Source organism: Mycobacterium sp. (genome assembly GCF_965229265.1).
GTDB lineage: Bacteria > Actinomycetota > Actinomycetes > Mycobacteriales > Mycobacteriaceae > Mycobacterium.
On record NZ_CBDDIY010000010.1, the window covers coordinates 1,430,722 to 1,442,908 of the forward strand.

General features: G+C 69.0%; 8 protein-coding genes. 4 read left to right on the top strand and 4 right to left on the bottom strand.

Annotation, left to right across the window (positions count from 1 at the left end):
- Positions 1–323: 323 nt before the first annotated feature.
- From mgtA to ADBZ9K_RS08715, 3 genes are read right to left on the bottom strand one after another with little or no spacing between them, the layout of a single operon-like run.
- Positions 324–2,999 (bottom strand): magnesium-translocating P-type ATPase, encoded by a 2,676-nt coding sequence (mgtA, locus tag ADBZ9K_RS08705; RefSeq protein WP_526619677.1) that lies wholly within the window; start codon positions 2,997–2,999, stop codon positions 324–326.
- Positions 2,977–5,274: a phosphoenolpyruvate synthase gene (ppsA, locus tag ADBZ9K_RS08710; protein ID WP_526619678.1), complete on the bottom strand. Its 2,298-nt coding sequence runs from the start codon at positions 5,272–5,274 to the stop codon at positions 2,977–2,979. The genes mgtA and ppsA overlap by 23 nt, the downstream gene beginning before the upstream one ends.
- Before the next feature lie 31 nt (positions 5,275–5,305).
- Entirely contained in the window at positions 5,306–6,811 is a 1,506-nt protein-coding gene (locus ADBZ9K_RS08715; RefSeq protein WP_526619679.1) for a bifunctional aminoglycoside phosphotransferase/ATP-binding protein, read from the bottom strand.
- A 194-nt stretch (positions 6,812–7,005) separates the two neighbouring features.
- Between ADBZ9K_RS08715 and ADBZ9K_RS08720 the strand changes: the two genes are divergently transcribed.
- Positions 7,006–7,989 carry an Acg family FMN-binding oxidoreductase gene (locus ADBZ9K_RS08720; RefSeq protein ID WP_526619680.1) on the top strand — a complete coding sequence of 328 codons (984 nt, stop codon included), beginning with the start codon at positions 7,006–7,008 and terminating at the stop codon, positions 7,987–7,989.
- Here the strand turns inward: ADBZ9K_RS08720 and ADBZ9K_RS08725 are convergent.
- A complete protein-coding gene (locus ADBZ9K_RS08725; RefSeq protein ID WP_526619681.1) occupies positions 7,986–8,624 on the bottom strand; it encodes an SRPBCC family protein in 639 nt (212 codons plus the stop codon). The genes ADBZ9K_RS08720 and ADBZ9K_RS08725 overlap by 4 nt on opposite strands.
- Positions 8,625–8,837: 213 nt before the next feature.
- On the opposite strand from ADBZ9K_RS08725, the gene ADBZ9K_RS08730 reads away from it, so the two are divergent.
- Genes ADBZ9K_RS08730 through ADBZ9K_RS08740 form a run of 3 tightly spaced genes read left to right on the top strand, consistent with a single transcriptional unit; the run spans position 8,838 to position 12,142 of the window.
- The gene (locus tag ADBZ9K_RS08730) at positions 8,838–9,128 is read left to right on the top strand and encodes a dsRBD fold-containing protein (protein ID WP_526619682.1); all 291 of its coding nucleotides are present in this window, start codon (positions 8,838–8,840) and stop codon (positions 9,126–9,128) included.
- Positions 9,125–11,164, top strand: coding sequence for an erythromycin esterase family protein (locus ADBZ9K_RS08735; protein ID WP_526619683.1), 2,040 nt, complete (start codon positions 9,125–9,127; stop codon positions 11,162–11,164). Before ADBZ9K_RS08730 ends, ADBZ9K_RS08735 begins: the two co-directional genes overlap by 4 nt.
- Before the next feature lie 3 nt (positions 11,165–11,167).
- Positions 11,168–12,142 (top strand): 1-phosphofructokinase family hexose kinase, encoded by a 975-nt coding sequence (locus ADBZ9K_RS08740; RefSeq protein ID WP_526619684.1) that lies wholly within the window; start codon positions 11,168–11,170, stop codon positions 12,140–12,142.
- Positions 12,143–12,187: the final 45 nt, after the last annotated feature.

Genomic DNA, 12,187 nt, shown 5'->3' on the forward strand with positions numbered 1-12,187 from the left:
TTTCGCCGCTGCTCGCCGCGGATGCGCCGTGCCCGTCTGCTTGGCAGATGCGCTACCAACGGTGCTACTCGATGTGGAACTCGGCGTCGTTGATGAATCTCCGATGTCGGCGCTAGCGACCCCCATGGCCTGCGGCCCGGCGACGGACAACCCCAACAAGAACGCCGCAGCCCCTACCCGCACACCAAAGCGCGTCATTGAAGCCCCTTAATCCCTTAAATAACGCCGATGCAAATTTTCTACACCCTCACAGGAGTCCTATTGGGGTTTTCGGGCTCATCTGCGCTGGGCGCGAGAAGCCGCACCGGACCCTGGGGGTTGGATCACAGACCCTTCGTCCCGGCCAGCGCCGGCATCCCCAACGGCTCCGGTAGCCGTCCGCTGTGGCTGAACCGGGCCGCGCGCCGGTGAATCCGATGTTCGCGGCCGCGGGTCCGCGGCGGGGCGGCCGCCCGCGTCGGCTCGGTGTAGAACACCTTCTTGGTGATCTCGACGAGCACCAGGTAGGCCAGGGTGAACAGGGCAAGCGCGCCGAAGAACTGCCACGGCAGCGTCGTGAAGCCGAGCGCATGCGCGAACGGAGACACCGTCAGCGCGATACCGAGCGCAATCACCGACAGCGTGGTCAACGTCAACCAGCCGCCAGGCCTGCTGCGCACGAACGGGATCCGCCGAGTCCGGATCGCGAAGATGATCAACGTCTGGGTGGCCAGGGATTCGACGAACCAGCCGGTCCGGAATTCCGTTGGCCCGGCGTTGAGCACACCGAGCATCAGCCCGAAGGTGAGGAAGTCGAACAGCGAGCTGATCGGACCGAAGGTGAGCATGAACCGCCGGATGAAGGCGATGTTCCAGTGCGAGGGCGCCTGTAGCTGCTCGTCGTCGACGCGGTCGCTGGGAATCGCCAGCTGCGAGCTGTCATAGAGCAAGTTATTGAGCAGGATCTGGCTGGGCAACATCGGCAGGAAGCTCAGCACCGCCGACGCGGCCGCGGCGCTGAACATATTGCCGAAATTGCTTGAGGTGCCCATCAATACGTACTTGATGGTGTTGGCGAAGATCCGCCTGCCCTCGGCCACGCCGGTGGCAAGCACGCCCAGATCCTTCTCCAGCAGCACCACGTCTGCGGCATCCTTGGCCACATCGGTGGCGGTGTCCACCGAGATCCCGACATCGGCGGCGTGCAACGCCAGCGCGTCGTTGACACCGTCGCCGAGAAATCCGACCGACCGGCCATGGTGTCGCATCACCGTGATGAGCTTGGCCTTCTGCTCCGGTGAGATCCGGGCGAAGATCGTGGCGTTGCGGGCCGCCGTCTCAAAGCCCGCCTCGTCCAGCTCGGCCAGCGCGGCGCCGGTGACGGTGCCTTTGGCGGCCAACCCCAGTTCAGCACAGACCTTTTCGGCGACCTGCGGGTTGTCGCCGGTCGCGATCTTCAGCTCGATGCCCAGCTCGGCCAGTCGCTGCAGTGACGCGCGGGCCGCCAGTTTGGGCTGGTCGGCGAAGACCAGGAAGCCGTCGAGGGTCAGACCCGACTCATCGGCGGCGGCGATTCCGGACAACTCCGGCGCCGGCCGGCTGGCCACCGCGACCACCCGCCGACCCTCGGCGAACAACGCATCCATCAGATCCTGCGCCGCGGCGGGCACGCCGGTGCAGTGCTCGAGTACCTGTTCGGGCGCGCCCTTGACGATCAGCATCCGGGCGCCGCCGTCGTCGACCAGCGCCGACGTCGCACGTCGCAGGTGGTCGAACGGCAGTTCGGCGATCCGCGTCACTCCGCGAGTGACCACCCGCTGCCCGGCGTCGGACTCCCACAGCGCCGCGTCGAGGGCGTTGGCGCTGGTGCCGCCGACGGCCGGGTCGACATCGGTGGCCAGCAACCCCTTGCGCAGCACCGCTTCCGAGGCGGCGCCGGACGGATCGACGGCCTCGATGAGGGTGATCCGCCCCTCGGTGAGGGTGCCGGTCTTATCGGTGATCAGGATGTCGATATCGCCGAGGTCCTCGATGCACACCAGCCGCTTGACCAGAACCTTGAGCTTGGCCAGCCGCCGCGACCCGGTGGCCAGGCTGGTGCTGACCACCGCGGGCAACAGCTGCGGGGTGATGCCCACCGCGATCGCCAACGCGAACAGCACGGAGTCGATCACCGGCCGGCGCAACAGCAGATTGGTCACCAGGATCAGCACCGTCAGGGTGATCGCCACCTGCAGCAGCAGATAGGAGAATCGGCGCAACCCGGCCTGGAAGTCGGTTTCGGGCTGACGCTCCCCCAGCCCGGCAGCGATCCGGCCGAACTGGGCGTCGAGGCCGGTGGCGTACACCACCGCGGTGGCACTGCCGGCACTGACGACAGTGCCCATGAACGCCAGGTCGGTCGCGTCGGCCAGCGCCGCGTCGCGCGGTGCCGGCGACACCGACTTCTCGGCCGCGGTCGACTCGCCGGTGAGGATGCTCTCGTTGCATTCCAATCCGTTGACGCTGAGCACCCGCACGTCGGCCGGAACCAGCTCCCCCAGCGCCAGTTCGATGACATCACCGGGTACCAGCTCGTTGACGTCGAGCTTGACGTCGCTGCCGTCGCGGCGCACCACGGCGGTGTGACGCACGCTTGAGTGCAGCGCGGCGCTGGCGCGCTCGGCGCGGTACTCGTTGATGAAACCGAGGCCAACACTGACCGCCAGGATCAGGCCGATGATCACGGCCTGGGTGCTGTCGCCGAGGAAGTAGGACAGCACCGCGGTGACCGCCAGCAGGGCCAGCACCGCGTTGTTGAGTTGCCGGCGCAGCACCGCCCAGGCGCTGACCCGATGGGTACGAAGCGAATTGGGGCCGAACTTAGCCAGCCGGGCGGCGGCCTCGGCGCTGGATAGCCCGTCGTCGGAGGTGTCCAGCCAGCCCAGCACGTCGGCGAGCGGCGCGGCCGCCACCGCGGCCGCGGTCAGCGACGGCGACTGCGGGGCGGCCGGGCGTTCATCGGGAACGGTTGCTGTCACCGGCGCGCGAGGCTTCCAGGAGCAGGCGACGCTCGGCTGCGGCGACCGTGCGCCGTGCGCGCCCGGCGGCGTCTGGGTTCACCGACACCGACGTGATACCCATCCGCACAAGGTGTTCGGCGAAAGCCGGTTTGGTCGACGGTGCCTGGCCGCACAGCGACGATGTTATGCCCAGCCGCCGCGCGGTGGAAATGATGCGGCCGATTGCATCGAGCACCGCGGCGTCGGACTCGTCGAACAGTTCGGCGCAGATGTCGGAGTCGCGGTCGACCCCCAGCATGAGCTGGGTCAGGTCGTTGCTGCCGATCGACACCCCGTCGATGCCCATGCCCACGTACTCGGGCAGCCAGTGCACTACCGAAGGCACCTCGGCCATCACCCAGCGGTGCAGGCCGCGCTGGCGGCCCAGCGGACTGGCATCGACCAGCGACAGGCACTCCTCGAGTTCCCACTTGGTCCGCACGAAAGGAATCATCAAGTGCAGGTTGGGATTCTGTTCACGCACCCGGGCCAGTGCGGTGAGTTCCAGGGCGAACACGTCGGGCTCTTTGACGTATCGGTAACACCCGCGGTAGCCGATCATCGGGTTGTGTTCGACGGGCTCATAGGCCTCGCCGCCGGCCAGCCCGCGGAACTCGTTGGTCCGGAAGTCGGTGGCCCGGTACACCACCGGCCGCGGCGCAAAGGCCGCGGCAATCCGGCCCACCGCGGCGGCCAGGGCGTCGACCAGGGTGTCCTGCTCGCCGCGGGCGATCAGATCGCGCGGATGGCGGTTGCGCAACGCATCGGTGAGGATGAACTCTGCCCGCAACAACCCGACACCGTCGACGTCGAGGGCGGCGACCCGCTCGGCGCTGTCGGGCATCGCCAGGTTGACGTAGATCTTGGTCGCGGTCACCTCGGAGACCACCGCCGCAGCGGCCGGTTGGGCATCGACGGGCGCGGTCTGGGCGCCGCCCGTCGCGTTCGTGCGACCGGTCAGCACCCGGCCGTGGGTCCCGTCCACCGTGACGACCATGCCGTCGGCCAGGTCGGTAGTTGCGGTGCGGGCACCGACGATGCAGGGCACGCCCAGCTCGCGGGCGACGATGGCGGCGTGACAGGTCATTCCGCCGGTGTCGGTCACCAGCGCGGCGGCGCGGCGCATCGTCGGCAGCCAGTCCGGGTTGGTCATCTGGGCCACCAGCACCTCGCCGTCGAGCAACCGGCTGCCCTCTTCGGGAGTGAGCAGCACCCGCACCGTGCCGGAGGCTTCGCCCGGTGCGGCCGGCAGCCCACGGGCCACCACCTCATGGGTCTCGGGGGTGGACATCGTGGCGTGATGCAAGGTGGTGATCGGGCGGGCCTGCACCAGCCAGGCTTTGCCGTCGGCGATCGCCCACTCGGTGTCCTGCGGGCAGCCGTTGTGCCGCTCGGTGGCCAGCGCCAGCGCCACGATCTCGCCGACCTCCTCGTCCGAGAGCACCTGAGACTCCGCCTCCGCCTCGCTGAGGTCGACCTTCTGGTCGTTGCCGTCGGCGCCGCGGACGATCTTGAAAGACTTGTAACCCCTTCGGCGGCTGAGGATCTCGCCGGTGTCCTTGGCGACGATATATGTGTCGGGCTCGACGGAACCCGACACCACCACCTCGCCCAGGCCGAACGCCCCCTCGACGACAACCCGGTCCTCGGCTCCGGTGCTCGGGTCGGCGGTGAACGCCACCCCGGACCGCTCGGAAGCGATCATCAGCTGCACCACCACCGCCATGGCCGGATCGGTGCTGAACTTGCGGCTGGCCCGGTAGGTCACCACGCGCGGACTGAACAGCGAGGCCCAGCAGCGCTGCACCGCCTCGATCAGCTCCTGCTCGCCGCTGATGTTGGTGAACGTGGCATTCATCCCGGCGAAGGACGCATCGGCGCCGTCTTCGCCGGTTGCCGAGGACCGCACCGCCACCACCGCGGCAGAATCCAGCTTGCGGTAGGCGGTCAGCACCGATTCGCGGACATCGTCGGCGACGCCGGCCTTCCACACCAGCGCCTGCATGCGCTCACACATCTCGCTCAGCTCGGCCGGCTCCGATGACAGCGCCGCACGGTGCGCGGCGTTGAGCTCGTCGGCCACCCCGCCGACCTGCATGGAGGCCAGGTAGCAGTCCCGTAACAGGACGAATCCGGGCGGTACCGGCAGGTTCGCGGCCACCATCTCGCCCATGTTGGCGCCCTTGCCGCCGGCCTCCTCGGCATCGGTGATCCGCAGGTCGGAAATGTCGGCAACGTAGTTCGGGCTCGGCATCGGGCTCTCCTCGGGTGTGGTGCGGGACGTGTCAGACGGCACCGCGGCAGATCTCCTGGGCCTGCGCCACGGAGTCGGCCAGCGCGGTGGTGGTGTCGATGGGATGTGCGCCGGGCCAGGTGCCCTCGACGCGATCGGCCAGTGCGGTGGCAATCTCGGGGGTGGCCTGCGAGGTGGTGCGGGTGCGGCTACGGATCCGGCCGACGGTGGCCTCCAGCGGTGCAATGCAGGCGAATTCGACCAGCTGCGCCGCCGAATCGGCGGCCTGGTGCCGGGCGCTCTCGCGGTGCCGCTCGTCGAGCCAGGTGCCGTCCAGGATGACGGTGCGACCCTCGCACAGGCCGAGGTGGGCGCGGCGCAGCACACCCTGGTACACCGCGTCGATGTTCTCCCGGGTGTAGAGACCTTCGTCGAGCACACCGGGGGTACCGCTGATCTCGCCGAGGCTCACCATCTCGGCGCGGACGTCGTCGGTGGAGATCACCTGCGCATCAAGGCATTCGGCCAGCGCCCGAGCCACGGTCGTCTTGCCGGTGCCCGGCCCGCCGCCCACGATGATCAACCGGACCGCTCCGGCGCGAAGGTGGTCGCGGGCAACGTCAAGGTGGCGCCGGGCATCGGCGGCCGCGCCGGGGTTGCCCTGGGTGTGGCGGACGCAGTCGACCTTGGCCCGCACCACGGCGCGGTAGGCAATGTAGAAGTCGCGCAAGGAGGAGGGCGCGTCGTCCTCGGCGACCCGGGTGTAGCTGTCCAGGAACATCGCGCCCAGGTCGGGGCGGCCCAGGAACTCCAGATCCATCGCCAGGAAGGCGGCATCGTCGATGACGTCGACGTAGCGCAGCTGGTCGTCGAACTCCAGGCAATCCAGCAACGCGGGGCCGTCGTCGAGACAGAAGATGTCGTCGGCCAACAGATCGGCATGCCCGTCGACGATCTTGTGGCCGCCGATCCGGCGCGCGAACAGGACCGAGCGACCGGCAATGTAATCGATTGCCAGCCTGCCGATCTCGGCCACCTCATCGGGGTCGATGCCGGGAACCACGCCGCCTGCATACCGGGCGAGTTCGGTGAGATTCTCCTGCCAACGCTGCGTGATCGCGTCCACCCGACCCTGGGCGTCCACCTCCCGCCCGCGTGCGGCGACGGCGTGGAAGCGCGACAACACCAGCGCCACCGCGGCCAGCTGGTCGTGCACCGGTTGGCCACTGCGGACCAGGCTGGCCAGCCGGCGCTCGTCGGGGTGGCGGCGCATGACGATCACCGGCTCCGGCAGGCCGCCGGGCGCGGTGAAGTGGGCGATGCCCAGATAGCTGCCGGGTGCCAGCCGACTGTTGAGGGCCAGCTCGTGGGAGCAGGCACGTTCACGCCGCTCCAGGGTGGAGAAGTCCAGGAAATCGGTGACCACCGGCTTCTTGACCTTGTAGGCGCGATCGCCGACCAGGAACACCATTCCGGTGTGGGTTTCGGCGATCAGCGGATGGGGGTCGGCATCCGATCCAGGTGCGGCGGCTGTCTCTGTGAGCGGTCGCGATCCCATGGGTTCGATCCTTGCCCGCAGCCAGCACCGACACAGCGGTCCTACGACCACTTCGGCCGGGTGCAAGGTCCCCTCCGCCGAGAGTACAAAGGCCTTTCGACGGCGGCCTTTCGACGGCGAAGTGACTTCCGGCCCCTGGCATCCGGAGTGCACCGACATATGGTTGATCGGAGAACAGAAGGCGGTGATTGTCCATGGCCAAGTCGGCGCTGGACCCTCAGGTGCTGGCCAATGTGGTTGAGCTGGCGTGCCGCGCGCCGTCGGTGCACAACAGCCAGCCATGGCACTGGGTCTGGACAGGGTCGGAGCTGAAGCTGTTCGTCGAACCGCATCGGGTCCCGCACGCCACCGACCTCAGCGGCCGTGAGGCGATCATCAGCTGCGGCGCCGTGCTGGATCACCTGCGGGTGGCCGCCGCGGCCGCCGGCTGGCAGGCGCAGGTGGCGCGGTTCCCCAACCCCAACGATCTCGACCATCTGGCGACCGTCGGCTTCAGCCCGCTGGAGTTCGTCACCGACGCCCACCGAGCCCGCGCCGACGCAATCCTGGCGCGGCACACCGACCGGCTGCCGTTCGCGCCGCCACCCAACTGGGCTGCCGTCGAACCGGTGTTGCGCAGCACCGTCGACACCGACCTCGCGTCGCTGTACGTTCTGCCCGATGCGGTGCGGCCGCAGCTCGCCGAGGCCTCCCGGCTGACCGAGTCGCTGCGCCGGTACGACTCCTCCTACCATGCCGAATTACAGTGGTGGACTGCGCCTTTCGAGATTTCCGATGGTGTGCCGTACAGCACTTTGGTCTCTGCCGCCGAGCGGGATCGGGTCGATGTCGCCCGCACCTTCCCGGCCGACGAGCACCCCGACCGGCGTCCCGAGGTCGACCATGACCGGTCCACGATCCTGGTGTTGTCGACCTACGGCGATTCCCGCCGCGAGGCGCTGGGCTGCGGCGAGGTGCTGTCCACGGTGCTGCTGGAGGCCACGCTGGCCGGCCTGGCCACCTGCACGCTGACGCACATGACCGAGCTGGAGGCCAGCCGCGCGATTGTCCGGGCTCTGACCGGCGCCACCGACGATCCGCAGTTGCTCATCCGGGTCGGGCTGGTGCCCTCGATCGCGCAGGTACCCCCCGCCACCCCGCGCCGCCCGCTCGCCGACGTCCTGGAGCTTCGCGGCTAGGTCTGGCGTCCGGCGGCAGCCTCGACACGGCGTTTGATACCCAGCAGCATGCCGCGGGTCATCAGCGACACCACCGGTCCGGACAATTCGGCACCGAGGACCTCGCCGGGCACGTGCATCCGGGAGCGGCTGCGGACCAGCAACCGGCACCGGTCCTCCCAGCGCGGCATGACGTGGAACGACCAGACGCCGTCCCACGGCGAGCGGGTGGGATCCACCCGCAACACGATCGACTGGCCGTCGACGATCTGCGCCACCGGCAGCGCGAGCCCGTCGCGAAGCGCCATCCAGCCCCGAGGCACCAACCGCACGACGTCGCCGACGGCGAGTTGCTGCCATTCCGGGTGGATCCGGTCGGCGTTGCGCAGTTTCAGCCCGATCAGTCGCTCCAGGGACTCGTAGCTGTAGAGCCCGCCGCGGTCCTGACCCATCTGGACCAGCCACGGCCACACCGCGCTGGCGGGGGCGTCGATCCACACCCCTTCGGTGGTCTGCACCGCCGGGCCCCCGACGAGTTCGTCACCGGGAAGCGGTGTTTCGCACTCCTCCTTGGTGGTGCCCCAGTTCCGGTAGAACCTGCGGGCGCCGTACAACCCGGCCCCGGCGAGCACCGTACCCACCACGCTCTTCCACATGCGGCCAGTCTGTCGCAGGGTGGACGCCAATTCGTAGGGTCTTCTGCCCCCAACCGGGAAGCCGGGGCCCGGTCGGGCCGGCGTCGACGAACGGCCCCCCGCGGCGGGACTTCGGGCCCTACCAACACCCTGAGGTGGGTGGTCGGATTTGACCACCAGGCGCTGCGTCGTCGCAGAAAGCGCGGGGCTTGGTTTCACACCAGGGGGCCCGAAATGGAACACCACGAGATCAAACACTCCGCAGTGCTGATCGCCGTCGACGACGAAGACGACCGGACCCAGGCCACGGCCCGGTTGTCCTGGCGCGGCACCACCCTGGAGGGGATCGGCAGGGCCCGGATGGATGCCGGTGACGAGCACGCGGTCGAGCTCCGTGACGAGTTGGCCGTCGCGCGGGCGCTGTCGAATCTGGCCAACCAGCTCTTCGCCACGTCGATGTCGGAGATGGAGACCGTCGAGGTCCGCCGCGCCGTACTGACCGCACTCACCGGAGGACGACGATGACCCGATCCACCGGAGTCCGCCGGCAGCAGCCGCGCAGGGTGTTCAAAGACCGGCGTGAGGCCGGCCAGGTGTTGGCCGGCCTGCTGCAGTCCTACCGAGGCAAGCCCGGCGTGGTGGTGCTGGGCTTGGCCCGCGGCGGCATCCCGGTCGCCTACGAGGTGGCCAGGTCGCTGGGCGCCCCGCTGGACGCGTTCATCGTCCGCAAGCTCGGCGCTCCCGGCCACGAGGAGTTCGCCGTCGGAGCGCTGGCCAGCGGAGGGCGGGTCGTGGTCAACGACGATGTACTGCGCGGACTGCAGATCACGCCACAGCAGTTGCGTGAGATCACCGAGCGGGAAGCCCACGAGCTGGTCCGACGGGAGGCCGCCTACCGGGAGGGCCGGCCGCCGCTGCAGGTCACCGGCAAGACGGTGATCCTGGTCGACGACGGGCTAGCCACCGGGTCGAGCATGCTGGCGGCCGTGCAGGCGCTGCGCGAATCCGAGCCCGCCGAGATCGTGATCGCCGTGCCGGCAGCTCCGGAGTCCACCTGCCGCGAGTTCGCCGGCATCGTCGACGACGTGGTGTGCGCCTCGATGCCGACCCCGTTCCTGGCGGTCGGCGAATCCTTCTGGGACTTCAGCCAAGTCAGCGACGAGGAGGTGCGCGAGCTGTTGTCTCGGCCAACCGCCGGTGTGGCGGTGCCGCTGGCCGAGCCGCGCGCCGCGGACCTGGTCGCCCGCGCCGCCGTCGACGCCCCCGGCGGGGTACCGGCGCGCGAGGTGCTCGACGACCTGATCGGCGACGCCCGCGTGGTGCTGATCGGCGAGAGTTCCCACGGCACCCACGAGTTCTACGCGGCCCGGGCAGAGATCACCAAATGGCTGATCGAGGAGAAGGGCTTCAATGCTGTTGCCGCCGAAGCAGATTGGCCTGACGCCTACCGGGTCAACCGGTACGTGCGCGGGATCGGGGTCGATTCGACGCCGGAGGAGGCGTTGCGCGGCTTCCAGCGGTTCCCGTCCTGGATGTGGCGTAATACCGTGGTCCGGGACTTCGTCGGATGGCTGCGCTGGCACAACGGACGCTGCGCGGCCGACGGGCGTAAGCAGACCGGCTTCTACGGACTGGACCTCTACAGCCTGCACCGCTCCATGCAGGAGGTCATCGCCTATCTCGACACCGTCGATCCCAAGGCTGCGGTGCGGGCCAGAGCGCGCTACGCCTGCTTCGATCACTCCGCCGGCGACGACGGTCAGGCCTACGGCTATGCCGCCGCGTTCGGCGCGGGCCCGTCGTGTGAGCGCCAGGCCGTCGAACAACTGGTAGAGATGCAGCGCGACGCGTTGGCCTATCTGGCCGACGACGGTGAACGTGCCGAGGACGAACTGTTCTACGCCCAACAGAACGCGATGACGGTTCGCAATGCCGAGGCCTACTACCGCGGCATGTTCCGCGGCCGGGTCACCTCGTGGAACATGCGTGACAAGCACATGGCCCAGACCCTGAACGCACTGGTGGCCCACCTGGACCGACACGGCGGTGCCGAACCGGCCCGAATTGTGGTGTGGGCGCACAACTCTCATGTCGGCGATGCGCGCGCCACCGAGGTCTCGGCGGACGGTCAGCTCACCATCGGCCAGCTGGCCCGCGAGCACTACGGCGAGCAGGCCCGCCTGATCGGGTTCTCCACCTACTGCGGCACGGTCACCGCCGCCAGCGACTGGGGCGGCATCTCCGAGCGCAAGGTGGTGCGCCCGGCACTGGCGGGCAGCATCGAGGAACTACTGCACGACACCGGCAAGACCGCCTTCCTGGTGCCAACCCACGATGGCTCGCCCGCCGCCAAGGCGCTGGACGTGGTGCGGCTGGGCCGGGCGATTGGGGTGATCTACCTTCCCCGCACCGAACGGCAGAGCCACTACTTCCACGTACGTCCGTCCGACCAGTTCGACGCCATGATCCACATCGACGAAACCCGGGCGCTGGAGCCGCTGGAGCCGACCAGCGTCTGGATCGCCGGGGAGACACCGGAAACCTATCCGAGCGGCCTGTAAACGATGAGCGAACGCACCGCCACGGGGCATCGCATCGTCACGCTGACGATGAACCCGGCCCTGGACATCACCACGAGCACCGACGTGGTGCATTCGACCGACAAGTTGCGCTGCGCGGCGGCGCGCTATGACCCGGGCGGCGGCGGGATCAACGTCGCCCACGTGGCCGACGTGCTGGGCGCCTCGTCGGTGGCCATCTATCCGGCCGGTGGTTCGGCGGGCGACATGATCACCCGGCTGTTGACCGCCGAAGGCGTCTCGGTGCACCCGATTCCCATCGGCGGGTCGACCCGGGAGAGCATTACCGTCAACGAGCGCAGCACCGATCGGCAGTTCCGGTTCGTGTTACCGGGGCCCGAGCTCACCCTGGCTGAACAGACCGAATGCCTGCTGCAGCTGCGGCGCGCCGCGGCGTCGACGGCAATCGTGGTGGCCAGCGGCAGTCTTCCGCCTGGGGTACCACCGGACTTCTACCAGCAGGTCTCCACGGTGTGCGAGGAGATCGGCGCACTGTTCATCCTGGACACCTCCGGGGGCGGGCTCAAACACATCAGTTCCGGGGTGTTCCTGCTCAAACCCAGCCTGCGGGAGCTGCGCGAATGCGTCGGCCGCGAGTTGGCCACCGAATCCGAGCAGATCGCCGCCGCACGCGAGTTGATCGGTCGGGGTTGTGCGCACTACATCGTGGTGTCCCTGGGCGCCCAGGGCGCGCTGCTGGTCACCCCGCACAGCGCGCACCGCTGCCCCGCGGTGCCGGTGCCGCCGGGAAGCGGCGTCGGCGCCGGCGATGCCATGGTGGCCGGTATCGCGGTCGGCCTGACCCGCGGATGGCCGCTGGCCAAGGCGGTGCGGCTCGGTATCGCCGCCGGGGCGGCCAAGCTGCTCACCCCGGGCACCGCGCCGTGCACCCGGGAGGACACCGAACGGCTGTTTGAGCTGGCCGAGAATCCGGTCGACATTGAGCTGGTCAGCGGGTAGCCGTACGCACAGCTGTCGTATTTCTCCGCAGTTGAGGACTTTCTG

Excerpts from the sequence above, each read along its gene's own strand:
- ppsA (WP_526619678.1), bottom strand. The coding sequence starts at position 5,274 with ATGCCGAGCCCGAACTACGTTGCCGACATTTCCGACCTGCGGATCACC.
- ADBZ9K_RS08715 (WP_526619679.1), bottom strand. The coding sequence starts at position 6,811 with ATGGGATCGCGACCGCTCACAGAGACAGCCGCCGCACCTGGATCGGAT.
- ADBZ9K_RS08720 (WP_526619680.1), top strand. The coding sequence starts at position 7,006 with ATGGCCAAGTCGGCGCTGGACCCTCAGGTGCTGGCCAATGTGGTTGAG.
- ADBZ9K_RS08725 (WP_526619681.1), bottom strand. The coding sequence starts at position 8,624 with ATGTGGAAGAGCGTGGTGGGTACGGTGCTCGCCGGGGCCGGGTTGTAC.
- ADBZ9K_RS08730 (WP_526619682.1), top strand. The coding sequence starts at position 8,838 with ATGGAACACCACGAGATCAAACACTCCGCAGTGCTGATCGCCGTCGAC.
- ADBZ9K_RS08735 (WP_526619683.1), top strand. The coding sequence starts at position 9,125 with ATGACCCGATCCACCGGAGTCCGCCGGCAGCAGCCGCGCAGGGTGTTC.
- ADBZ9K_RS08740 (WP_526619684.1), top strand. The coding sequence starts at position 11,168 with ATGAGCGAACGCACCGCCACGGGGCATCGCATCGTCACGCTGACGATG.